The organism is Algoriphagus sp. 4150, from assembly GCF_031457395.1.
Lineage (GTDB): Bacteria > Bacteroidota > Bacteroidia > Cytophagales > Cyclobacteriaceae > Algoriphagus.
Window position 1 is genome coordinate 176,318 of sequence record NZ_JAVDWS010000005.1, and the last position, 24,369, is coordinate 200,686.

The following is a 24,369-nucleotide window of genomic DNA, read 5'->3' on the forward strand; positions in this document are numbered from 1 at the left end:
TCAAATGTTATTAATAATTAACAAACATTAATTTTTTTGAATCGTGTAGCTTTGAATATAGTTTTCAAAAAAACGCAGCATGAAGGCAACTGCCAAACGGAGTAATTTCATTTTCTTTTTCATTTTCTTTTTATCTTTTTTTGAGGTTAACGCTCAAAAAAACGGTTTTTTCACCGCACAAGTACTTGATTCGGGCAACTCCTCTCCACTTCCGGGGGCAAGCGTTTACTGGGAAGGGGATATCTCCACCGGAGTGATTTCTGAAGAGGATGGGACTTTTCGGATAGAAATCAAATCGCTTCCTGCCCGCTTGGTAGTTTCTTTTGTGGGGTTTGAAAGTTCTACACGGGTAATTACAGCAAAAGACCTTGATAAAGCACAGCGTTTTTTCTTAAAAGCTGAAGAAATGTCTCTGGATGAAATTATTATTCAGGAGAGAAGACCGGATGAGCAGGTTCGCAATATTGAAACCGGCAAAGCAACAATTCCCATCGCTACCATTAAAAATATTCCGGCACTGTTTGGTGAAGTAGATCTGCTTAGAAGTTTGCAGCTGCTCCCTGGTGTTCAGACCGCAGGAGAGGGGACTACAGGCCTTTTTGTCCGTGGAGGCTCCGCTGATCAGAATTTGGTGCAGCTGGACGGTGCGCCTGTTTATAATCCTTCACATTTCTTTGGATTTTTCTCTGTGTTCAATCCCGATGCGCTGGCTCAGGTGGAGCTTTACAAGGGTAATATGCCAGCTTCTTTTGGAGGAAGATTATCGTCTTTGATTGATGTTTCATTGCGTGAAGGAAATAACCAACAAATTCACGGAGAGGGAGGGATAGGAACCATTTCGTCCAGATTGACTTTGGATGGACCGTTATTTTCTGACAAATCAACTTTTGTGATTTCTGCACGAAGAACTTACGCAGACCTCTTTCTGAAGCTATCAAACGATAAGGATGTCAATAACAATAAGCTGAACTTTTATGATCTCAGTGGGAAACTGTCTTTTATTCTGGGTGAAAAAGATAAGCTGACTGTTTCAAGTTACCGGGGAAGTGATTTCCTTGGTCTGGATGACCAATTCGGATTAGGTTGGACCAATTGGGTGTCTTCTGCTCAATGGAATAGAAATATCTCGGATAAGCTGTTCTTTGATTTACAAGGATATCATTCCAGGTATGATTACAGTGTGGAATTTGACGAGTCAAGCGCTGGCTTTGAGTGGAAAAATAACCTTTCCGAATCAGGCATGAAAGGCATCTGGACCTACGTTAAAGGTGAATCTTTTCAGACTTATTGGGGTTTTCACAGCCAGTATTACCATTTCGCACCCATAGCCCTGAATCCTGGCAGGGATAGTAATATCCAGCAAATCGATACAAACCCGAAAAATGGATTGCTTAATAATCTGTTTGCGGGACTTACCTATGAGGTTACGCCCAAATTGAGCGCAGAAGCAGGACTTAGATGGGGTTTTTACAATCAAGTAGGCAAAGGAGTGGATTATGCCTATGAAGGTGGTGTACCTACACCCAATGCGCAGATTATAGATACCCTAAATTATAAGAAATTTGAACAGATTAAGTTCTATCAAGGGTTGGAGCCGAGAGTTGCATTTAGATATTTAATCAACGATGAATTTTCTCTCAAGACAGCCTATAACAGAAACTTCCAATACGTTCAGATCGCATCCAATAGCTCTGCAGGATTGCCTATAGACCGATGGATGCTGGCGGGGACATATGTTCCTCCGATAAGGTCGGACCAAGTTTCACTTGGGCTATTTCGGAATTTTGATAATAATCGATGGGAATTCTCTGTAGAAGGATATTATAAGGATTTTAAAAATATAATTGATTTGAGAAATGGTGCCCAAATTCTATTTACTGATCAAATTGAGACAGAAATACTTTCCGGAAACGGTTGGGCTTATGGGGCTGAATTTTTGTTGAGAAAAAATGTAGGAAAAACCACGGGATGGCTGGCCTATACTTGGTCCCGCTCCTGGCGTAAAACCCCCGGAGTCTCTGAAGGATTGAAATACAATCCCCGATATGATCGACCTCATGATATTACTTTAGTTTTAAATCATGAGTTTTCGCCTTCCTGGTCGGCAGGAATGACATTCATATATACCACAGGTCAGGCGGTTTCATTTCCGGTGGGAATTTATTCAGTTGATTTGCAGGCAGTACCGCTTTATTCTAAGTATAGAAATCAAGACAGGTTTCCTGATTACCATAGAATGGATGCATCTGTCACGTGGAAAAATGCCGATAAAGGAAGAAAATGGAGAGGAAGCTGGAATTTTAGCATTTACAACCTATATGGACGAAAAAATCCTTTCTCTTATGAGTTCAGAGAAATCTATAATGATGATATCAAGTATAGCAGAACCGACGATGGTCCTATAGAATCAGTGAGGCAAGGAATTGTGATGACTTACCTATTCACATTTTTGCCTTCTATTACGTATAATTTTGAGTTTTAACATGAAGAAAATTAGCATAGTACTCCTTGCAAGTTTAGCTTTTTCCTGCCAGGAGGAAGTTGAACTGCCTTTGCGTTCAGCTGATTCCAGAATACCTGTGATTGAGGCGACATGGTCAGATAGGCCTTTTTATAATGAGGTGAAGGTGACACTGTCACAGAATTACTTTGATGGTGGAGCGGTGGACGTGATACGGGATGCTCAGGTTTATGTCCTCAATTCAGGAACTAAAGAAACCATCCCTTTTTCTTTTGACCCCCAATCTTCCAGTTATAGACCTGCATCACCTAGCCATGTAGCTCAAATAGGAGAAATGTATCAGTTGTTTGTGAAATGGGAAGAGAACGAATACACCGCAGCTGGTGAGATGCTGGAACCGCCAATTGTAGATAGCGTGACTTACGAATACCAACCGGAAAGACTTTTTAGAGATGAGGGGTATTATATTAAAGTGTATGGGAAAATACCTTTTGAAGATGATAATTACTACAGAATTCGTGTGATACAGAATGATACACTAAAGAATGATCGGGAAGATTACCTGCTTTTTGATGATACATTTGGCCTTACTATTTTTGAAAAGGGACTTGAGTTGGGATACGACTTTGAAGTGGGGGATCAAGTAAGACTGGAGCTGTATAGATTAAACAAGGAACCCTACGATTACCTAGTGCAGTTAGTCAATCTTCTTTACAGTGATGGCGGATTATTTAGCCCTCCTCCTCAGAATCCCGATACGAATATTAGCGTACTAGCCGGGAGTACGGATGTATTGGGTTATTTCAGTGTAACGCCGATTTTAACATCCATAGTGATCATTGAGCCGGAAGATAACTGAGAGAAGATAGAGAACTTCGGGCAATTCATAGTGTATGATTTTACTTAAAGGAGTGCAGACAATGAATTTAAACATGTCTGTGCTCCTGTTTTTTTTAGTCGATTTCTCGGCTTAAGGATTTTTCGTTTTAATACGAAAAAATCGTAGGTTTCTTAAAAAATCGTTTGTACATTAGGGGTATGAACGAATTGAATAACAACGAAGAAAGGATAATGCGGATTTTTTGGAAACTCGAAAAAGCGCTTGTCCGGGATGTACTTGAAGAGCTTCCAGATCCAAAGCCCCCTTACACCACCTTGGCATCTTCTATCAAGCTGCTTGAGAAGAAGGGATATCTGGATCACAAAGCTTACGGCACCACTCACCTTTATTTCCCTCTGATCACACAGGCTGACTACAGCAAAAAAAGTGTGAATCAATTGGTGAAGCATTATTTTGAAGGTTCGGTGGGGAACTTCCTCTCTTTTATGGTGAAGGAAAATAAGATTTCTGACAAGGAAATTGAAGACCTACAGAAGATGATCGATGATATGGACAAACCTACTGAGTCATGAATTCAATCCTAATCTATCTAGCCGAGGCGAGCATCTGTGTTGCCATCACCGTACTTTTCTATCGATTCGTATTGAGTGAATTGACTTTTTTTACACTGAATCGGGTGATTTTACTCAGTATGTTGATGCTGTCGTTTATTATTCCCATGCTGTCTTTTAAGTTGGGAATGGTATCAATTGGGACAGCTGAAGTTTTACTTCCTGAATTTTTGGTAGGTAAGGAAGTCACTCAGCAGGCGGTAAGTTTCTCTTGGCAGCAAATCGTTTTCTACACTTATCTGGCCGGTGTGGTCGTGATGACGGTTCACTTGATCTTGGGATTTTTCACTTCGCAGCGCTTGCTAGGTAAGTCGAAGTTGATGCATTACCAGGATTATTGGATAGCGGTGCATCCCAAGTTTATTCCTGCGTCTTTTTTCAGCTACATATTGCTGCCTGACTTCGATCCAAATAGATCTGAACAGAAGCAGATAGTGCTGCATGAGTCGGTTCATGTGCGCTTGAAGCATAGTTGGGATTTGCTGCTGGTACAGTTCGCCAAAATTATTTTTTGGTTTAATCCACTGATCTATCAGTTTGAGAAATCTCTTCGGGAAGTGCATGAATATCAGGCTGATCAGGGAGTAACTTCCACTTACTCCAAGAAAGAGTATTCCGGGCTTTTACTACAGATGATCACCGGGGGACAAGGCTGGCACTTCATGAACAACTTCAACCAATTTCAAACCAAAAAGCGAATTATTATGATGAGTAAACCACAATCCCAAAAGAGGGAAATGCGTAGATTTCTGCTTGCAATTCCCGTGTTGGCAGCCCTGTTTTTCGTGTTTTCTTGCGAAATGACTCCGGAAGAAGATATAGAAGCACCGACTATGGCCGGAGAATCCTCAACAGTCAAAATAGGTCCTTCTGATATGGCAGCTAGGGTATTAGCTAAGGATGGAGAAGAAATTTTTGATGTAGTACAAGTGCAACCAAATCCTCCTGGAGGTATGGAGAGTTGGAATAATTATCTGGGTAATAATTTGAACTATCCTGCTCAGGCTAGGAGAATGGGAATCGAAGGGACTGTGATTGTAGTCTTTGTGGTCAATGCGGATGGAAGTATTTCAGACGTGGATGTGCTTAGAGGTATTGGGGGTGGTGCTGATGAAGAGGCCATCCGTGTGATAGAAAACGCGCCTGACTGGACACCTGGATCTCAGAGTGGGGTGGCCGTTAATACCCGAATGAGACTTCCAGTACGATTTAAGCTGGGATGAAAAGGAAATGAGGGGTAGATGTCAATGTATCGGCAACAGATGATTTTTCTTTCATCATTGAGATTCCGGCATCCTATTAATCTACCCGGTCAAAAAAGTGACTTCAATACTTCTGAGCACACCGCATTATTGATGCGAATAAAAAATATATCTAAACAACAAACCATGAAACTAACAATCCAAAATCCCCCTATAAAAGCAGCTTCACTTATTCTGATGGCTATGCTTTTAGTTTTTGCTCTGCCTAATCAATCATCTTTTGCCCAGACAGAATCTGGGGAAATCCATCAGGAAGTAGATGAAATGCCCATGCCTTCTGACGGAATTGATGGGTGGAATGACTACTTGGCTAAAAACATGAAGTATCCCAAAGCTGCAAGAAAAGCTAATGTGGAAGGGAGGGTTTTGATCTCTTTTGTAGTGCAGACAACCGGTGAGATCTCCAATGCCGAGATTGTCAGCGGGATAGGCGGAGGCTGTGACGAAGAAGTTCTGCGATTGGTAAAAGAATCTCCTAAATGGAAACCCGGGAAAAAAGACGGGCAAGTAGTGAACACTCAGATGATGCTTCCCGTAAATTTTAGATTATAAGTACGTTAAGTTTATGTTTTAAAAAACACCCGGAGATTCTTCAGGTGTTTTTTTTGTTTCTAGCCAAATGATCTAGTTTAGCAAAATTTATTTAGTAATTCTATCAATGAACAAAACCAATTCAATTTGGACTTTCTCAGTAATGGGGGCTTTACTGATTTTACTGACCTGTTTCTCCTGTTCGGGCAGCATAGAAAAAAAGCTAATCGGGACTTGGGAAGGATCTGATCATTTATTCATTAGAACGGCAGGGCCGGATCTTGTTATTACGGTCAATGGAGGAATACAGCAACATCTTAACAGTAAATTGATTCTAAATGAAGATGGAACTTACGAGAAGTTGGTAGGTGAATATGACAACGGGAAAGGTACGTGGAAGCTGGAAGACGGTCAATTGATCACTCAGGTAGCAGATGGAAATGAGGTGGTTTACAAACTGCTTAAAATCACAGAAAGAGAGTTGATTATTCAGGAAGATGTCACCTTAGAAACTCCAAAAGGAGAGTTGGTGGGTAAAATTACTTTAACCTATTCCAAGTAAAATCCACCAATGGTTTTTTGATTGAGGGCAAATTGGAGTAATTTCCCCCGTAGTTCTTTTCCCTAAATAATCTAATGTATGAAAAAGAGAATCTTCACACTTGCTGTTGTAGCTAGTGCATTGACTTTGAGTTCTGTCGCAAGTGCTCAAGAAAAAACTCCTCCGGCAATGAATCCCGAAGCAACGGAATTTTATACTCCCGTTCCTCCAAAAGTTACTCCCGGAGCTAACAATACCGCTCCTCCTTCAGATGCTATTGTACTTTTTGACGGTACTAGCCTGAATGGATTCGTCAGTGCAAAAGACGGCTCAAGCCCGGCAGAATGGACTATAGAAAATGGTGAATTGGTAGTAGCCAAAGGAAAAGGAGATATACAATCCAAACTGCCTTTTGGAGATGCACAGTATCACGTGGAGTGGTCCGCACCGACTGAAATTGTGGGTGAAGGCCAGGGAAGAGGCAACTCCGGGTTCTTCTTGATGGGTATGTATGAAGTGCAGGTATTGGACAGCTACGAAAGCAAAACCTATACAAATGGACAGGCTGGAAGTATCTACAAGCAGTTTCCTCCATTGGCAATGGCGCTAAGGCCTGCGGGAGAGTGGAATTATTACGACATCATCTTCAAGGCTCCACGCTTCAACAAGGATGGGATTTTAACTTCTCCTGCTACCGTGACAGTCTTGATGAATGGCGTGTTGGTTCAGAATCATGTGATCCTAAAGGGGCCAACTGAATACATCGGCATACCAAATTATAAGGCACATCCTGAGAAATTGCCAATCAAACTTCAGGATCACGGAAACCCTGTAAGATTCAGAAATATCTGGGTGAGGGAGCTTTAATTTTAAAGTCAACAAAAAAAAATAGGCTTGGAAAAACTCCAAGCCTATTTTTTTTATAGAATATGTTTGTATCCGCTTTTCTGCCAGTAAAGAATTTAAAACATTATAGGATTTAGCCAACAACATCAAGGTCACTTCGGCCTGCCCGCTGCGGCGGGTCATCCGTCATCCAGCTTTAAACTAAAGAAAACATGGCTTCCGGCACTATTCCGTCTAATCCCAATAGAGTATTTATCCTAGAATGCCAATGCTGCAAGACCTAATTTGCTTTTCATTGGATTAATGGATTTCAGGATTTGACCTGAATATTTTTTGAACATATCATTTCCCAATAACCCTGTCAAAAACTTGGCTCTGTTATTCTTCAATCCAAGGAAGGCAGTCTTTTTTTCGTCATCAGATTTTCCGCTTTTGTTGATATCCATGAGTTGATTTACAAAACTGGAATTTTCCTGGGTAAGTTTTTCTTTTTGATCGGAGTTCAAATCCAATCCACCGGTAGTATTAAGAATACCCAACAATTGGGTGGAAAGATCCATCTCAGGAAGGTTCATTTTAGACTTGACTGTCTGGGCATTGACAGTTGCCGATAGGACAAGGAGAAGAGCAAAGCTTAAGATAAATTTCAATTTGTTCATAGTAAGTTGAAATTGGTTTGTATGATTAATGTTTTGGTGTCCGGAGTTTGCCCTGATTATTTGAATAGTCCTTTGCCCATACTCATCAAGCCACCCAGATCCATACCTCCATTTCCACCTCCATTCCGCAGAAGAGATCCCAGCAAATCTGAAGTGGCAACTTTTCCCTGACCTCCCTGAAGAGATGAAATGATGGAGGACATGATGTCATTATTGTCCTGCGGGGCATCATTCACCCGTTTATTGAAAAAATTCATAACCATTGGAAGTGCTGCGGCAGCTATACCCATCGCTTGTTCCTTGGTGATCCCCAGTTTGTCCATTAGTCCCTCGGATACATCGCCTTGCAGGTTTTTTATCACAGAACTGGCAGGTGAGGTTTCACTACCGGAAAACATCTCCTTGATTGCAGTCAGGTCTCCTGAGGCTACCTGTTTTTGTACAATTGATAGTATTGTCTCCTTTAATACCGAGGCAGATGCTCCAGCCTGATTCTGATTCATTCCGGCAAGCATTTCCTGAAGAGGTAATTCCGCCATGTTTAACAATTGATCTAGCATGATTTTAAAAATTTGGTTGATCTAATTTCTTCAAATTGATAAAGGAATCCAATTAAAAATCCGGAAAATACGCGGTTGTCCGGTAGGAAGTGAGCCACTTAATCAAAAGAACCTCAGACTTACAATTTCCTGATGGAAGCATACTGAATGATAAACTAATTGGACATCATCATTACAGGTACTTTTACTATTCCTTACTGCCAAAGCATTGGACTCCCATCAAGTAGGGGATATTTTGAGATTCACGGTTGTTGTATACCTGAGAACCGCATCCCAGTTGCTCGAAGTGAGGATTAAGAATACTCTTTCTGTGAGGTGGTGATCCCATCCATAGCTGAACTACTTCTCTCGCATAGCTAAGGTATGTGTGGGGCAGAATTACTTCGCGCCGGTCATTGGCATAGGTGTACATTCCACCGCTATGTGGAATATTTATTTTCCTGCCCGTCTGATATTGCAATCCTATGGATGAACTTATATTTTCCCCTATCAGCATTCGCTTAATTCCTTCATTGGCAAAGCGGTCGCCTATGGTTTTTTTTCCTTTCACTCTACTTACATGGGAATAGAAATTATAATTGACCATGTCATTTGCATGATCGGAAGCCACTTTCTCGATCTGATCAGAATGCTCGAAGGGAGGCAAACCGTATTTGATCCGTTCTTCATTGGTGGCATAGAACATAGCGGCCTGTAGCAGCCCCCTATCTATCTTCTTATAATTGATTGTTTGGTTTACTGCGGCAAGCTCAAAAAACTGTTCAGGTGTGAAGCGGTTGTAGTCTGAGGGAATCCAAGTTTGGGCCGGTAAGGTATGGGTGAAAAGAAATAGGGTAATGGAGAGAAATCGTAAAGTCAATTTGATGATTTTTTTTAAAAGGGTCTCGGAATTAAATCTTTTTTCAAGACGAAAAATCGGCCCAAATATTTTATTCATGCAATAGATTTGTGTGTTATTGAACAAAAATATTGTACGGTTTTGAGACAGTGTTTTTGAATGAAATTATTTAGTATACTTAAGATCAATCACTTAAATTGTGCATTTCGAAATGGTACTGTTTTTTCTGTCTACAGGTAAATACTCCTTGCTATCCATTAATTCTTTAGCAAATATCCCTGTGCTTTTGCAAACTTTGAGCAGAGGATATTAAAGTCCAATTGTAATTTAAACTAGAATATTAAATCCAACTTAGTTACGTAATTATGAGAAAATTCATTTTAGGCTTATCGATTTTGACGGCCCCATTGCTGAGTCAGGCGCAGACAGATGCCAGACTAATGCAGCTGCCTGATGTGTCCGACACGCAGATTACTTTTACATTCGGTGATGATATTTGGGTAGTGCCAAAGCAGGGAGGTGTAGCCCAGCGCCTGACTTCTCCTGCAGGTCCGGAGATGTATCCCCGGTTTTCTCCTGATGGAAAGCAGATCGCATTTTCCGCCAATTACAACGGCAATGTCGATGTGTACGTGATGCCCACCGAGGGAGGAGTTCCAACGCGTCTGACTTATCATGGGATGCCTGATTATGTGCAAGGCTGGTCACCTGATGGCAAATCTGTATTATTTACTTCAGGGAGGGAAAGTGGCAAAGAGCGTTTTTCCCAGTTTTATACTATACCGGCTACAGGAGGTTCTCCTACCAAATTGCCGGTGCCTTATGGGGAATTTGCATCCTATTCTCCTGATGGAAAAACTATTGCTTATACTGATAAAAGTAGGGTAAACAGAAACTGGAAAAGATATAGAGGTGGCACAGCTCCTGATATTTTACTCTTTAACCTGACTGACTTCAAGACAGAAAACATTACCAGTAATGACGCAAATGACGAACTGCCGATGTGGATCGGTGAGGCGGTGTACTACATGTCTGACAATGGCCCGGAGAAACGCAATAACCTCTGGAAATATGACCTAAAAACTAAACAGAATACGCAGCTGACGGAATTCAAAGACTTTGACATCACCTTTCCTTCCAATAGCGAAAAGGAAATAGTTTTCGAAGCAGGAGGAAGTTTATACCTCTACGAAATAGTCTCAGGTGAGACTAAGCGGGTAGAAATTCAGATTATTTCTGATCAAAAGACAATGATTCCCAAAATCGTAAAAGCTGAATCGGACTTGATGTCTGCAAGTATATCTCCGGATGGAAATCGTGTGATGGCAAATGCACGGGGGGAGATTTTTAATTTGCCTGCGAAAAAGGGATTTGTTTCAAATATGACCAATACTTCGGGAGTAGCAGAACGCTATCCGGAGTTTGCCCCGGATGGAAAAAAAATAGCCTACTGGTCTGATGAAACCGGAGAATATCAACTCACAATCAAAAACCTGGATTCTAATTCCCAAACCAAAACACTCACCAAATTCGAGAACGGATTTGGTTACAACATTTTTTGGTCTCCTGACAGCAAATACCTTGTGAGTGTGAATCAGGCAATGGACGTAATGCTGATAAATGCGACCTCGGGTGAAGTAAAGATAATTGATAAGGGAAAGTACATGTTTGAAGGCAATTTGCAGGGTTTTGAAGTAAGTTGGTCTCCTGATAGCAGGTACATTTCTTATAGCCTCTCAAAGAATAACCGTGCCACCTCAGCACTCTATGTGTACGATACTAAGACAAGCAAGTCTTCGCAGATTACTTCAGGTTTTTATACTGATCAGAGACCAACCTTCAGCGAAGATGGAAAATATCTCTTCTTTAAAACGGATCGGAATTTTGACCCTCAATATTCCGATATCGATAATACGTTCATCTACTCCAATACTACCGGTGTAGCAGTAGGTACGCTCAATCCAACAATCACTTCACTTATTTCTCTCAAAAATGATGAGATAAAAGTAGAAGAGGAGAAGCCGGAAAAGGAAGATGACAAAAAAGCGGATAAGAAAGAAGAACCAAAAGGAGTGGATTTCGAATTTTCTTCTTTCGAAAACAGAATCGAAATGCTTGATATTCCGAGCGGGAACATAGGAGGGCTTGCTTCATTGGAAGGAAAGCTTCTCTACGTCCGCCATCCAAATACGGGGGCAAGTGATGATTCCAAGAGTAGTTTGGAATTGTTTGATTTTGAGGAGAAAGAATCCAAGACAGTGATCGAAGGAGTAGGTGGTTTTTCTCTTTCTGCTGATCGCAAAAAAGTAATGGTTTTCTCCAATGGGAAACTAGCTGTAATTGACCCTTCTCCCGGACAGAAAATCGAAGAAACTGTTCCGCTGGGGGATATGCAGATGACCGTAGTGCCCGCTGAAGAGTGGAAACAGATCTTCAACGATGTATGGAGATTTGAACGTGATTATTTCTACGATCCCAATATGCATGGGGTAGACTGGGATCTGATGCGTAAGCGCTATGGAGATTTGGTCGCCCAGGCTGGATCGAGACGGGATGTGAACATCATCATAGGAGATCTAATTGCGGAGTTAAATGCTTCTCACACGTACAATGGCGGAGGAGACATGGAGTCAGGGCCTACTATATCTGTAGGGTATTTGGGAGCCAATTTCAAACTGGAGAATGGTGCCTATAAAATTGAAAAAATAATACAGGGAGCTCCTTGGGATGTTGAGGTCCGTTCTCCTTTGCTCCGAGCAGGTGTGGAAGTGAAAGAGGGAGATTATATTCTGGCTATCAATGGTCAGCCTATTGATGCGGATAAATCAATTTACGCAGCACTTCAGGGGCTGGCAGGCAAGACAGTTCAGCTTACGGTAAATAGCTCCGCTTCAATGACCGGTTCCAAAACGGTTTTGGTGGAACCTCTGGAATCAGAAGCCAGACTGCGGAATCTTGCGTGGATAAATGAATTCCGCAAAAGAGTGGAGGAAGCTACTGATGGACGCATCGGATATATTTTCGTGCCTAGTACAGGAGTAGATGGGCAAAATGAGCTTTTCCGTCAGTTCTATGGGCAGATGGAAAAAGAAGGGATGATTATCGATGAGCGTTTTAACAACGGTGGACAGATTCCTGACCGATTTGTAGAATTGTTGGACCGCAAACCTTTGGCATTCTGGGCAGTCCGTGACGGACAGGACTGGGCTTGGCCTCCCTCAGGCAATTTTGGACCCAAGGTGATGCTGATCAACGGCTTCTCAGGCTCCGGTGGAGATGCTTTTCCTGATTACTTCCGCAAGCGTGAGATAGGTCCGCTGATCGGTACACGTACCTGGGGTGGTTTGATCGGTATATCCGGTGCACCTTCCCTGATAGATGGAGGTTCTGTGACGGTACCGACCTTTAGAATGTATGATCCGGATGGGACTTGGTTCAAGGAAGGATATGGCGTGGATCCGGACATCGAAGTAGTGGAAGACTTCGAAAGTCTTGCAAAAGGCACAGATGCACAGCTGGAGGCGGCTATCAAGGAAGTGATGCGCCTGCTGAACAGCAGTGATAAATTCAATGCTCCTGCACGTCCTGCTTATGAGAATAGATATTAGTCGGCAGCTTTGATTAGACCTCCCAAAAAGGGTCTATTTTATCGGATAGTTTTGATAGCACGGGGAATTTTCCCTGTGCTATTTTTATTTCAGGACATCACAGTTTTAGTCCAAGAAGACAGAATTTAAAGTAAGAACTTAGAAAAACTAGAACAAGTCAAGACGTTAACTTGCATGAATTAGTATCTATGTGTCAGATTTTATGGTGTTTATGACTTTTTTTATCCAATAAATTCTAATTTGTATAGAGTTTTCATATTGCGCAGGATGGCACTTTCATCCTGTTTAACAATCAATTTTTGAAAACCTCAAGATGATTTTTTTTCATCTGTTGCTTATCTATTGGGCTAATTACTTACCAAGTATTGCCTTCGATTGTTGAAAGTGAATTTTACCATTAACCTTATAATTTTTACCTATGGCTATTTTGAAAATCAAGCTTAAAGGACAGGATCATCTACCCTTTGTCGTTGGGGAAGATCAAGGGTTTGACCTGTATCAGCTGGACAGGGCTTATACTGTGCTGAGTCCCACCCGTGGAGACGTGCCTGAGCAAACCGTTGAAGTCGATGAACTGACCGTTATTGAATTGGAATTTGAGGACAGCACGGTTTGGCTTGGAGACAGTGAGTCTCTCCATATACTTTTCCCCAATAGACTAAAAAGATCTGCGGGTGGGGATGAACTTTACCTTCCGGATGAATTGGAGTCTGATCAGCAGGATAGAGGAGTTTTTAAGAAAGTAGCCGTTAAGCTGGTGAAATTTTTTGTCAAGAAAAAAATCATCCAGCCCAAAATGAGGGACATGGCGACCAACCTTGAAAATAAACAGTTGGCTTTTCAGGGTGAACCATACAAGGATGTGAAGTTTGGGGTTTTGGCAAAGTGCTCTACGAATATAGAACTAAGCCCGCTGGAGTTTGATGAATCCTCAGTTGCCAAGATTCAGGTCGATTCTCCCTACTTACTTCTGCTGCATGGAACTGCTTCATCCACCCAGAATTCCTTTGGAGACCTGAAAGATTCAGATAAATGGAAAGCTCTTTTTAATGAATCAAGCAACTCGAAAAAATATAAAGAAGGGAATATTCTGGCTTTCCAGCATAGATCTTTGACGGCAAGTCCCTTGGAAAATATTCTGGACTTAGTGAAAAGCTTACCTGCAAATATTGAATTGGATCTTTTGAGCCAATCCAGAGGTGGGCTTTTGGCTGAGCTTCTTGTGAGGTTTTGTGTCAATCCCGCAGGTTTTGACTCTACTGAAAAGGCGCTTTTACTTAAATCCGACCGGGATCGTGATTTGGAAGTGATCACGCAGATAAAGACTGAAGTAGAGAAGAAAAAAATCACAGTCAGATCAATGGTTCGTGTAGCCGGTCCTGCAAATGGTACAACGTTGGCATCCAGCCGATTGAATATTTATCTGAATGTCATGTTCAATTTGATTGGTTTGGCAGTCGGACATGTGGGCAACCCGATTTTTGTGGCTTTCAAAGAATTCATCATGGAGGCTGTAGCCTGCAAAGATGATGTGGATGTGCTGCCTGGTTTGGAAGCGATGAATCCTAAATCGCCGTTTGTCAAAGTGTTGAATAACCAAGGGTCAGAGATAAAAATTAATTTCCCCCTGCTGGTGGTAGGCGGAAGCGCCGAATTGAGTGTAAGTTTTAAGACTTTGGTGGTGTTGTTGGGTAAGTTTTTCTTCAGAGGAAAAAATGATCTGGTGGTCGATACTGAAAGTATGAAGTGGGGCTCGCGTAGGGATTCAGACCAAGTAGGGATTTATATTGAGCAAAGTGGTAAAATTGATCACTTCAAATATTTTGCTACCGAGAATACGTTAAACGCGGTCATCGCCGGGTTATCTGCCAGCCCAAATGTAATTCCTGCTGTATTTACCTTGAGGAGTAAATCCGGTAAACGTGGAATAGTCGGCATCGAACACGGAACTTATGTGGAAGATAATGTCAGTGGTAAGAAGGCTATCCTGATTCTCATTCCGGGAATCATGGGCTCGAACATCGGCAAGCAAGCACTTGACCCGAAGAAATCAGATGAGTTGGTTTGGATAAATTACCTGGGTTTTTTCAAGGGGAAATTGGCAGAACTGGAACTTGACACAGCGAGTGATGATAAATTGGCAGCCCTTTCTTTGATCAAAACTTCTTATAAAAATTTAGGCGAAAGGCTTTCCAATACCTACGACATAGTTACATTTTATTTTGATTGGAGAAAACCTTTGAAAGATGCAGCAGTAACTTTTGAGGTGAAGATTCGGCAACTTTTGGCCAAAAACCAACCCATCAAAATCGTGGCACATAGCATGGGGGGAGTTTTGGTACGGGATTTTATGGTGTATCATGATACCACTTGGCAAAAGCTGAATAATTCAGTTGGATTCCGCGGCATCTTTTTAGGGTCTCCCTTAGGTGGATCTTTCCGGATTCCGTATGTTCTTTTCGGCAAAGACAGTATTATCAAACTGCTTGGAAAAATTGACATCAAACACTCTACGAAGGAATTGCTGCGGATTTTCTGCAATTTTCCCGGTATTTTGAATTTACTTCCTATTGATCCTGAAGGGAGATATGATTTCGCTGATAGGAAACTCTGGGAGAGAATGAGAACGGCCTTTGGTGATGAGGATTGGCCGATTCCTTCCAAAGAAATACTGGAGGAATTCGGTTCTCATCGACAAAGGATTTGGGAAGCTTCTAGATCTATTGATTTTTCAAATTTCACTTATATCGCAGGACAAAGCGGAAAAAAAAGCTTTACCATTTCCAACATGGAAATAGAGAATGGGGAACTCGTCTTCTATGCGACCAATCAGGGCGATGAAAGCGTGACCTGGGCATCAGGTATTCCAAAAGTGATGGAGGACCGGAATCAAGTGTATTATGCCAATGTCACCCATGGAAGCCTGTCCAAGGAAAAGGATCTCTTCACCGCGATGGAAGAATTGCTGATCTATGGAAGTACCAAGAGGCTGCAAAACAGTCTACCCAAAACTCGGGGGGATGAGAAGGAATTTGAACCTGTAGAGGCTGAAATCTTCGACATCAGTGAGGAAAATCTGCTCACTACCCTCTTGGGAATTGATGAACAGGAGGAAGTTTGGCATAACGAAACACCTATCAGCGTGGTGGTGACTCATGGGGATTTGAAATATGCCAAATATCCGGTACTGGCAGGGCATTTTGAGCAAGATGTTATCTTGAATGCCGAGGCTGCGATAGACAGACAATTGGGAGGAGAATTGAGTCGATTGTATTCGCTTGGATTGTATCCGGGGAAGATAGGTTCTAACCAGATAGTGCTGAATGAATCCAAATCGGATTCATCCTTCAAGGGGGGGATTATTGTAGGCTTGGGTGTGCAGGGAGAATTGTCCGGATATTACCTAATCAATTCGGTGGAAAAGGGAGTCGCCCGCTACCTGACTATCAAAAAAGAGCATGAGTCTGGAGCGACTTCCGGCAAGGAGTTTATGCTCAATGGTATTTCAGTCATTGCAATAGCCAACAACTATGGAGGGCTTTCTACAGATAACTCTATTCGGGCGATTATCGCAGGAGTGCAGCGTGCCAATCGAAATGTGCAGCTCACTTACAAGGGTACGATTAGGGGAATTGAGGAAATAGAAATCATTGAGATTTACAATGACCGTGCACTCTCTATATTGAAAACTGTGCAGCGTCTGAATTCTGATGATCAGAAAGATTTTAATATTCATTTCCAAGGAAATGGGTTGGAATACTGCTTGGGTAAGTTAAAGCGGGTTCCATTTGACTTTTCTTCCGATTGGTGGACTAGAATCAATGTCACTCAGTATAATAAATACACAGAAGAAGAGAACATTGACCTGCTTCGTATGTCTATTACTACTACGGGAGCCAGTGAAAAAGTGGAGACAATTCCCTCTAGTGACCGGACTCTGGATATACTTCTCAGGCAAATGACGGTCAATAACCAATTCTCTCCGGAAATTGCTACAGCGATGTTTGAGTTATTGGTGCCTTTCCAGTTCAAAGAAGAGATAAAGAGACTGAATAATATCAACTGGGTCTTGGATATTTCCTCCGCCGCGTATCCCTGGGAGATGCTCCTGGATAGTGTGAATTCTGATCCGCTGTGTGTTAACATAGGTATGGTGAGGCAATTGGCTACAAGTGATTCCAGAGGAGAAATAGCCAAAGTCACTGAGACCACTGCCTTGATAATAGGAGATCCTTTGCTGGAAGAATACATGCCCCAATTACCCGGAGCAAAACAAGAAGCATTGGCTGTGGGGAATTTACTTAGGGGAGAAGATTATCAGGTAGTCAGCCTGATTAATTCCAGTGCAACCGATATTATTTTAGCCATGTTCTCCAGAAACCATAAAATAATTCATCTAGCAGGACATGGGGTATTCAGGCATGGCTCCAAAAATGCCACGGGAATGGTAATAGGCAACGATACATTCCTAACTCCGGGGCAAATCGCAGGGATGAGTTCTTCTGCAGAATTGATTTTTGTGAACTGTTGCTATCTGGGACAGATGGACAATGCTGCGGAGCTTATGAGTCAGCAGAGTAATAAGTTTGCTGCCAATATCGGGACTCAACTTATCAATAACGGTGCAAGAGCCGTGGTGGTAGCGGGTTGGGCTGTGGATGATGCGGCTGCTTTGGAATTTTCCAGGGAGTTTTATGGAAACATGTTCTCGGGATTTGGTTTTGGTGAAGCCGTAAAACGGGCTAGGAATACGATTTATAAAACCTCAGGAAAAAAAACCAACACATGGGGAGCCTTCCAATGTTATGGAGATCCATATTATAAGCTCACCGAAAAAGGGAAGGGCTCTTATGAGGATGCGGATCTTAGTATTGAGGAAATAGAGATAGAACTGGAGAACATTCGTGAAATGATGTCTGCCCATGAATTTGATTTCGATTACATCAATAAAAGGGTAGAGGTGATTCATAAAATCTCCGAGGAAAAAGCAAGAAGCAATTGTCGCATTTTAGAATTGATAGCAGGGATTTATGGAGGCTTGCAGCATTTTGAAAAGGCATGTGCGAGCTATGAGAAACTGTTTGAATCAGAAAAATCCGCCTACTCTATCAGGGCATTTGAGCAATACTGTAATCTTCGGACAAGACAATGTGTACATGAATTTCTTATTGGCAAATTGGAATCGGTGCCTGCCCAAAATAAGTTGGATAAGGTAATCAAGGATCTGCAGGATATGAACAGGCTACTTGGTGATACCGCCGAACGTCTTTCTCTACTGGGGAGTGCTTATGAAAGTAAATTGCAGCTATCCTTGGCTAGCAAACTTCTAGACCTTGAATCTCTGGAGAATGCCGTGAATTCCTACCAACTTGCCAGTGAAAGAAGTGATATTTTGGATCCATGGCTGCTATCCCATTGGTTGGGATTGCTTCAGTTGAAGCTCTGGCAAGAGGGGAAAACTTATCTGACCAAAGGGCAAAAAGCGGCAATTGCTTCCTTGGGTAAGTTGTGTGAAAATTACGGTAAAGATGTAACAGGTTCTGATGACTATGGGCTGATTTCACAGGTGGCCAAGATGACTTTAGCTTCCTATTTAATCGGGGATTCAACTTTCGATTTCGATAGAGTACAAGAAGCGTATGTTATGCTCTGGGAAAAAGCCGGTCAAAAAAGCCGTAAAGCAGCCGAGTTTGAATACCTCAGTTTGTTGAATTCTATTTTAGGGCAAATAAATAAAGAGAAATTAAACCCGGTGAAAACAAAAATCGCAGAATTAATAAAGGAACTGGATCTTATCTCCTAGGCCAATTATGCAGTAAAGACCTTCAGAATATTCGTTCCTGCAACAGATCATTATCTTATTTCTGTTGCAGGGACGTTATGTCATGAAGATCGTTTGGCAATTTTGCGTTAAGCTTGGCTCTGAAGGAAAATATCAAAAATCATTTAAGGCTTTTCCTAAGGATCTGAATTCCACGATATTTAGGAAGGAGCTTTTCGTAATCTAAATGATAGGTAAATAGCCACTCAAAGCCCATTTTTCTATAGAAGCGTTGTGCCTGAAGCTGAGTGTCCATTACTTCGAGCCACATGAATTTCAGCCCCCGTTCTCTAGCGGTTGACTCTACCATTTTCATGAGTTGAGCAGCAATTCCTTTGCCTTGATATTCTTTACTGATGTAAATTCTGTTTAGGTGTAGGGAATTGGGGAAATCAATCAAATCAGGTGATTCTGGATAGCTATATTTTAGAATCCCTATTTTCCATCCGTCGTAAAGCACGAAATAATAATGGCTTTTTGGATTGTCCAGATCTTTTTGGAAAATATCAGGGTTATACATTTGATCCAAATACCATTCACCGGAGTCAGACCAGATGTGTTTGTATGAGGGGATGTAAATTTCCCGCATCAAATCTATAAGTTCAGGCTGGTCTTCAGCTGTGAGTTTTTGTATACTTAAATCTTCCGAAATTCTAATCATTGGAAAGGCGAGAGGTGGGTGTGTTAGAACGAACGGCAATTTTGGGTGTTTAATCTTGGTTAATTCTTATTCAAAGAAATGTAATTAGACTGTCTTGCCAAAATAAAAGAGAAGAGAAATCGTTGCGGAATCAAAAGAAATTAATAAAACAAAAACCACAGCTCCATTTTAAGCTGTGGTCTTGTAAATGTAATCCACACGTATGAAGTGGATTTTAAGGAATTCTTATTTTCTGGCTAATACTTTTTTGGCTGCCGCGACAATATTTGCTGCATTCAATCCATATTTTTCCAGCAATTGAGTAGGTGTACCGGACTCTCCGAAGCTGTCATTTACGCCTACATATTCCATTGGGGCTGGATTATTTCTTGCCAGAGTTTGCGCTACACTGTCACCTAAGCCACCGTTGTATTGGTGCTCTTCCGCTGCGACTGCACATCCTGTTTTTGCGACAGAATCCAATATTGCTTCTTCGTCCAAAGGTTTGATGGTGTGTATGTTGATCACCTCTGCGGAAATTCCTTCGTTTCTTAGGATCGCCTCAGCGACTACCGCTTCCCATACCAAATGTCCGGTGGCGAAGATAGTCACGTCAGTTCCTTCAATCATTTTCCAGGCTTTTCCGATTTCAAACTTTTGGGCTGCATCAGTAAATATCGGCCAGGATGGACGGCCAAATCTCAGGTAGACAGGGCCTTCGTATTCTGCAATTGCAATGGTAGCTGCTTTCGTTTGATTGTAATCGCAAGGATTGATTACTGTCATGTGCGGAAGCATTTTCATCATGCCTACATCTTCCAAGATCTGGTGCGTAGCACCGTCTTCACCTAGAGTCAAACCGGCGTGGGATGCACAGATTTTCACATTCTTGTCGGAGTAAGCAATTGACTGACGAATCTGATCATATACACGTCCCGTAGAGAAATTGGCAAATGTACCTGTAAAAGGGATTTTACCATTGATAGTCATACCTGCAGCGATGCCCATCATATTTGCTTCGGCGATACCTACCTGGAAGAAACGCTCAGGAAATTCCTTCTGGAATGCTCCCATTTTCAATGAACCGATCAAATCGGCACAAAGCCCTACCACATTGGGATTTTTGCGACCTGCTTCTAGTAAGCCATCGCCAAAACCTGAACGTGTATCTTTTTTTTCTGTATAGTTGAATTTTAAATCCAAGTCTTTTTCCATGATTTCTTTTTGTTGAATGGTCTAAAAATAGCCTGATTAATAATCACCTAGGGTTACCGGTAATTGTTTTAAGGCATCTTCCAATTGCTCGTCACTAGGAGCTACGCCGTGCCATTTATGCGTGCCTACCATGAAATCAACACCATATCCCATTTCAGTATGAAGTAGGTTAAGCACTGGCTTTCCTTGACGGCTCAGTGTTTTGGCTGTTTCCAGTCCATCAATAACAGCCTTCATATTATTTCCCTGAAAAATATCGTTCACTACCCATCCAAAGGATTCATATTTGGCACGAAGATCAATCAGATTCATAATGTCTTTTGTCGCACCATCGATTTGCTGTCTGTTGAGATCAATCGTGGCGATAAGATTATCCACTTTCCAGTGAGCAGCATACATCGCTGCCTCCCATACTTGACCTTCTTCCTGTTCGCCGTCACCCATGAGTACATAGACCGTGCTGTCATCTCCATCGATTTTCTTTGCCTGCGCAGCACCGATAGCTACGGACATTCCTTGTCCTAGCGAGCCGGAGGCGATGCGGATGCCCGGAAGTCCTTCTTCGGTCGCCGGGTGGCCCTGAAGTCTGGAATTCAACTTTCTGAATGTATCCATTTCCTCAGGTGCAAAATATCCTGATCTAGCCAGTACACTGTACCAAACGGGTGAAATATGACCATTGGACAGGAAAAACAGGTCTTCACCTTTCCCTTCCATTTTAAAATTAGGATCGTGATTTAGCTGGTCGAAGTACAGCGCTACAAAGAACTCTGTACAACCCAATGATGCTCCAGGATGACCGGATTGAACACCATGAACCATGCGTAGACAATCTCTTCGTACCTGTACTGCGGTACGCTCGAGTTGTTCGATTGTTTGTTTTTCCATTAGGATATAGGTTTAATTTAGGATTTGTGCTGTGTGTTCTTTTGTGTTTACTTTTTCTATTATCTCAGAGATTTTGCCTTCTTCGTCGATTACAAAGGTCGTCCGGACAGTTCCCATATAGGTTTTGCCAAATGTATTCTTTTCTTGCCAAGTGCCATAAGCTTCATGAACTTTCAGGTCAGTGTCGGCAATCAATGAAAAAGGAAGTGATTGTTTCTCTTTAAACTTTACGTGTGATTTTTCTGCATCTGAGCTGACTCCAAAAACTACATAACCGGCTTTCTGCAAAGCCTCGTAATTATCTCTCAGATTGCATGCCTGGGCGGTGCATCCCGGAGTAGCGTCTTTGGGGTAAAAATAGAGAATAACCTTTTTTCCGCGATAGTCAGAAAGCTTGATCGTTTCTCCTGTTTCAATTTTCGCTTCAAAATCAGGGGCCATTTGGCCTTCTTTTAATGTCATCTGATTATAATTTGATTTTTAAAGGTCATAACTTGTCCCGTGACGAAGGAAACGGGATGCCTACCTGACGGAAGGCTCGGTTTCATATTTTTTGTTTAAGGCTCCTAATTTAACCAATCGTTCCTTTCCATTCAGCAGTATTGCCGGCTTTATCGGTAACTTTTAGCAAAACTTCTCCTTTGAACGGTTCATTTGTTAGTTTTTCGGACCAAATCACGGCTTGTTTGTATTCGTATCGCATCAGCACCCATTTGCCATTGACATAGGCTTCATAGCTGTCAATTCCTGACAAATCATCCCGAATGACAAAGCGCAGTTCCGATGAATTGACCCGAACCACTTTAATGGTAGGCTTGGCATTGTCCTGCAATATGGTGATTTCGCCTAAATATCTTGAACCGAAATTCAACGTGTCACCTTCCCAAGTTCCCCCCAAAAATGATTTGGAGCCACCTGATGTATAATACGCATGAGAACGGTTTTTATTTCCTGAATAGTTCGGAACAGACCAAAGGATATTGATCGGATTCCAAAGATACTCGCGGTTACTGTTCACTATCAAGCGTGGTGATGTAGAAGATGCAGACTGAGAAACTCTCAAAAACAAATCATCAAGAACGGTTTTCTTACTGAAATTCATCTGTACATTTTTGTCGGAATAAGAAATTTCTTTTCCTGCAGGAATCAATGCATTGATACCCGGAATTACCACTTCAGAACAGACGTCGATTTCTTCAGGTATTCCAAAATTCATATCCCAGAGATACGTACGGCTACTCGCATCCTGATAGGCAGGAAGCATTTCAAAAGCATTTGCCCCTACATAAAACTTAGCCAAACCACCTTTTGGAGAAATGGGAGCTTTGATCTTTAGGATATTGTTGATGTAATCTACAGATGCTCTGGAAGGAGCTGTTCCATCGTTTATGTTAGTTTCCAAATCTTGACCTACAAGTGTGAAACTGATCTGACTCTCGTTGCCATAAGCATCACGAAGCTTCAGTCTGTAATCTTTCTTTACACCGGGTTGCAATTCAAGATGGCCGGTGTTTTCTAGACTTGGAGAAATGAATTCGAACTTTAAATTCTTTTGATAGTAGAGTTTGGAATAACGATTTTGATAGGTATGCTGAAGGAATTGCCTGGTGTAATTGAAATCCACCTTGTCCACAGTCAAGTTGAAAATGATGTCTTTCTCATCTGCCAACTCAAAAGTGGGGAAGCCATTTCTATTGTCTGCACCATCAAGCTGGTCAAAGCTGCGGATTTCTATTCCTACTTTCCCTGTGATTTTTATATCAGTTGGCAGTTGATAGTTGGATCCATTGGCTGTTGGAGTGACTTCCAGCCTGTCGAATTTTCCATTTACACGTGAATCTATCTCCAGCGGAACAATTGCTATACTTTGCGGTACCGGAGCTACCTTATCCAAGATTTCAGGGAAGCCAAATAGAAGAGGATCCATTGCCCTGTCCAGACTGTCACGTATTTCAAAATGCAAATGCGGTCCACCCGAGCCTCCGGAATTTCCACTATCAGCAATACGCTGCCCCTGTTTTACCGGCAACTCTCCCGGCTCCGGATACACTTCCAGTTCTATTGCTTTGGCTTCATACATTTTCTTACGCATGTAGCCGTCAAGCTCTTTATTGAAATTGCGTAAGTGACCATAGAGTGTGATTTTGCCGTTTGGATGCTTAAGGTAGATGACATTGCCGTAGCCAAAAGAAGATATTTTGATTCTGTATACCCAGCCATCAGCCGCTGCCAAAATCGGAACTCCTTCCTGACCGCCGGTCTTGAAATCCAAACCGGTGTGGAAGTGATTTGGTCTCAACTCAGCAAAATTACCGGATAAATAATTTCTGGTTCCCGGATTGATGGGATTTATAAAATAGCCTTTGTCCACTTCCTGAGCATTCAGTTTCAGTGAAGTAATCAATCCAAGAAATATCAGGGTGCAGCTTAACTTACTTAACTTCAAAATCCAACAACTTTTCCGTACCTATAAATCCTTCCAACTTGTCTCCGATCTGAACAGGGCCTACTCCGGCAGGAGTACCTGTATAGATGAGGTCACCTGTTTTCAGCATAAAAAATTGCGATACATATGCTATAATAGTTCCAAAATCAAAAAGCATCAAGGACGTATTGCCTTTTTGGCGTATCTCTCCATTGATGGTCAGGTGAAAGTCAATGTTTTTCAGATCTTTAAAATCTTCTACCGGTTTGAAGTCTCCGATCGGAGCAGCTCCATTAAATCCCTTGGCTATTTCCCAAGGCAATCCCTTTGCTTTGCATTGATTTTGCAGATCCCGGGCGGTAAAGTCAATTCCCAAACCTATCTCATCAAAATATCGATGTGCAAATTGTTTCTGTATGTGTTTTCCCTGCTTGGAAATTTTCAGAACGAGCTCAGCCTCGTGATGGATGTTTTTGGAGAAATCAGGGTAGAAAAAGGGAGATCCGTCTTTCAACAGTGCCGTGTCCGGCTTTAGAAAAACAACAGGGTTTCCCGGTGTTTCGTTTTTCAATTCCTCTATATGTGCCGCATAATTCCGGCCAATGCAAATAATTTTCATAGG

At 41.9% G+C, this 24,369-nt stretch carries 17 protein-coding genes and 2 pseudogenes; 10 read left to right on the forward strand and 9 right to left on the reverse strand.

All coding sequences use genetic code 11. The annotated features are described in order from the left end of the window. The first annotated feature begins 79 nt into the window (after positions 1–79). The 8 genes and pseudogenes from J2X69_RS09605 (at position 80) to J2X69_RS09635 (ending at position 7,114) form a co-directional block, all read left to right on the forward strand. Positions 80–2,482: a TonB-dependent receptor gene (locus tag J2X69_RS09605; RefSeq protein ID WP_310102169.1), complete on the forward strand. Its 2,403-nt coding sequence runs from the start codon at positions 80–82 to the stop codon at positions 2,480–2,482. A 1-nt stretch (position 2,483) separates the two neighbouring features. Next, a complete protein-coding gene (locus tag J2X69_RS09610; protein ID WP_310102174.1) occupies positions 2,484–3,320 on the forward strand; it encodes a DUF4249 family protein in 837 nt (278 codons plus the stop codon). Positions 3,321–3,499: 179 nt separating this feature from the next. Then, positions 3,500–3,874 (forward strand): BlaI/MecI/CopY family transcriptional regulator, encoded by a 375-nt coding sequence (locus J2X69_RS09615; RefSeq protein WP_310102176.1) that lies wholly within the window; start codon positions 3,500–3,502, stop codon positions 3,872–3,874. A gap of 359 nt (positions 3,875–4,233) precedes the next feature. Beyond that, positions 4,234–4,608, forward strand: a pseudogene (locus J2X69_RS24835) (M56 family metallopeptidase); the annotation flags it as partial. A 210-nt stretch (positions 4,609–4,818) separates the two neighbouring features. Beyond that, positions 4,819–5,136 (forward strand): annotated as a pseudogene (locus J2X69_RS24840) (energy transducer TonB); the annotation flags it as partial. A gap of 165 nt (positions 5,137–5,301) precedes the next feature. Next, entirely contained in the window at positions 5,302–5,727 is a 426-nt protein-coding gene (locus J2X69_RS09625) for an energy transducer TonB (RefSeq protein WP_310102182.1), read from the forward strand. A 106-nt stretch (positions 5,728–5,833) separates the two neighbouring features. Then, positions 5,834–6,268, forward strand: a complete 435-nt coding sequence (locus tag J2X69_RS09630; protein WP_310102185.1) for a hypothetical protein — start codon at positions 5,834–5,836, stop codon at positions 6,266–6,268. Positions 6,269–6,346: 78 nt separating this feature from the next. Next, the gene (locus J2X69_RS09635) at positions 6,347–7,114 is read left to right on the forward strand and encodes a DUF1080 domain-containing protein (RefSeq protein ID WP_310102187.1); all 768 of its coding nucleotides are present in this window, start codon (positions 6,347–6,349) and stop codon (positions 7,112–7,114) included. 236 nt (positions 7,115–7,350) lie between these two features. Here the strand turns inward: J2X69_RS09635 and J2X69_RS09640 are convergent, their stop codons facing one another. The 3 genes from J2X69_RS09640 to J2X69_RS09650 all read right to left on the reverse strand — a co-directional run bounded on the left by J2X69_RS09640 (position 7,351) and on the right by J2X69_RS09650 (position 9,249). Next, complete coding sequence (locus tag J2X69_RS09640) at positions 7,351–7,752, reverse strand: hypothetical protein (protein ID WP_310102191.1); 402 nt, start codon at positions 7,750–7,752, stop codon at positions 7,351–7,353. A gap of 56 nt (positions 7,753–7,808) precedes the next feature. Continuing rightward, positions 7,809–8,312, reverse strand: coding sequence for a DUF937 domain-containing protein (locus J2X69_RS09645; RefSeq protein ID WP_310102194.1), 504 nt, complete (start codon positions 8,310–8,312; stop codon positions 7,809–7,811). A gap of 187 nt (positions 8,313–8,499) precedes the next feature. Then, positions 8,500–9,249 (reverse strand): CAP domain-containing protein, encoded by a 750-nt coding sequence (locus J2X69_RS09650; RefSeq protein WP_310102197.1) that lies wholly within the window; start codon positions 9,247–9,249, stop codon positions 8,500–8,502. Between the two features lie 266 nt (positions 9,250–9,515). Between J2X69_RS09650 and J2X69_RS09655 the strand changes: the two genes are divergently transcribed. Then, positions 9,516–12,758 (forward strand): PDZ domain-containing protein, encoded by a 3,243-nt coding sequence (locus tag J2X69_RS09655; protein ID WP_310102200.1) that lies wholly within the window; start codon positions 9,516–9,518, stop codon positions 12,756–12,758. 418 nt (positions 12,759–13,176) lie between these two features. Continuing rightward, positions 13,177–18,561 (forward strand): CHAT domain-containing protein, encoded by a 5,385-nt coding sequence (locus J2X69_RS09660; RefSeq protein ID WP_310102204.1) that lies wholly within the window; start codon positions 13,177–13,179, stop codon positions 18,559–18,561. A 139-nt stretch (positions 18,562–18,700) separates the two neighbouring features. On the opposite strand, the gene J2X69_RS09665 is transcribed toward J2X69_RS09660, so the two are convergent. The 6 genes from J2X69_RS09665 to J2X69_RS09690 form a co-directional block, all read right to left on the reverse strand. Continuing rightward, positions 18,701–19,240 (reverse strand): GNAT family N-acetyltransferase, encoded by a 540-nt coding sequence (locus J2X69_RS09665; protein WP_310102207.1) that lies wholly within the window; start codon positions 19,238–19,240, stop codon positions 18,701–18,703. A 225-nt stretch (positions 19,241–19,465) separates the two neighbouring features. Beyond that, positions 19,466–20,434, reverse strand: coding sequence for a transketolase C-terminal domain-containing protein (locus J2X69_RS09670; RefSeq protein ID WP_310102210.1), 969 nt, complete (start codon positions 20,432–20,434; stop codon positions 19,466–19,468). Positions 20,435–20,470: 36 nt separating this feature from the next. Beyond that, on the reverse strand, positions 20,471–21,322 hold the full coding sequence (locus tag J2X69_RS09675) for a transketolase (protein ID WP_310102215.1): 852 nt from the start codon (positions 21,320–21,322) through the stop codon (positions 20,471–20,473). 12 nt (positions 21,323–21,334) lie between these two features. Further along, positions 21,335–21,784 carry a thioredoxin-dependent thiol peroxidase gene (gene bcp / locus J2X69_RS09680; protein ID WP_310102218.1) on the reverse strand — a complete coding sequence of 150 codons (450 nt, stop codon included), beginning with the start codon at positions 21,782–21,784 and terminating at the stop codon, positions 21,335–21,337. A gap of 109 nt (positions 21,785–21,893) precedes the next feature. Further along, entirely contained in the window at positions 21,894–23,768 is a 1,875-nt protein-coding gene (locus J2X69_RS09685) for a M23 family metallopeptidase (protein WP_310102222.1), read from the reverse strand. Next, positions 23,755–24,366, reverse strand: a complete 612-nt coding sequence (locus J2X69_RS09690; RefSeq protein ID WP_310102225.1) for a fumarylacetoacetate hydrolase family protein — start codon at positions 24,364–24,366, stop codon at positions 23,755–23,757. The genes J2X69_RS09685 and J2X69_RS09690 overlap by 14 nt, the downstream gene beginning before the upstream one ends. Between the last annotated feature and the right edge of the window lie 3 nt (positions 24,367–24,369).

Excerpts from the sequence above, each read along its gene's own strand:
- J2X69_RS09605 (WP_310102169.1), top strand. The coding sequence starts at position 80 with ATGAAGGCAACTGCCAAACGGAGTAATTTCATTTTCTTTTTCATTTTC.
- J2X69_RS09670 (WP_310102210.1), bottom strand. The coding sequence starts at position 20,434 with ATGGAAAAAGACTTGGATTTAAAATTCAACTATACAGAAAAAAAAGAT.
- J2X69_RS09645 (WP_310102194.1), bottom strand. The coding sequence starts at position 8,312 with ATGCTAGATCAATTGTTAAACATGGCGGAATTACCTCTTCAGGAAATG.
- bcp (WP_310102218.1), bottom strand. The coding sequence starts at position 21,784 with ATGACATTAAAAGAAGGCCAAATGGCCCCTGATTTTGAAGCGAAAATT.
- J2X69_RS09690 (WP_310102225.1), bottom strand. The coding sequence starts at position 24,366 with ATGAAAATTATTTGCATTGGCCGGAATTATGCGGCACATATAGAGGAA.
- J2X69_RS09655 (WP_310102200.1), top strand. The coding sequence starts at position 9,516 with ATGAGAAAATTCATTTTAGGCTTATCGATTTTGACGGCCCCATTGCTG.
- J2X69_RS09650 (WP_310102197.1), bottom strand. The coding sequence starts at position 9,249 with ATGAATAAAATATTTGGGCCGATTTTTCGTCTTGAAAAAAGATTTAAT.
- J2X69_RS09640 (WP_310102191.1), bottom strand. The coding sequence starts at position 7,752 with ATGAACAAATTGAAATTTATCTTAAGCTTTGCTCTTCTCCTTGTCCTA.
- J2X69_RS09630 (WP_310102185.1), top strand. The coding sequence starts at position 5,834 with ATGAACAAAACCAATTCAATTTGGACTTTCTCAGTAATGGGGGCTTTA.
- J2X69_RS09635 (WP_310102187.1), top strand. The coding sequence starts at position 6,347 with ATGAAAAAGAGAATCTTCACACTTGCTGTTGTAGCTAGTGCATTGACT.
- J2X69_RS09660 (WP_310102204.1), top strand. The coding sequence starts at position 13,177 with ATGGCTATTTTGAAAATCAAGCTTAAAGGACAGGATCATCTACCCTTT.
- J2X69_RS09675 (WP_310102215.1), bottom strand. The coding sequence starts at position 21,322 with ATGGAAAAACAAACAATCGAACAACTCGAGCGTACCGCAGTACAGGTA.
- J2X69_RS09610 (WP_310102174.1), top strand. The coding sequence starts at position 2,484 with ATGAAGAAAATTAGCATAGTACTCCTTGCAAGTTTAGCTTTTTCCTGC.
- J2X69_RS09615 (WP_310102176.1), top strand. The coding sequence starts at position 3,500 with ATGAACGAATTGAATAACAACGAAGAAAGGATAATGCGGATTTTTTGG.
- J2X69_RS09625 (WP_310102182.1), top strand. The coding sequence starts at position 5,302 with ATGAAACTAACAATCCAAAATCCCCCTATAAAAGCAGCTTCACTTATT.
- J2X69_RS09665 (WP_310102207.1), bottom strand. The coding sequence starts at position 19,240 with ATGATTAGAATTTCGGAAGATTTAAGTATACAAAAACTCACAGCTGAA.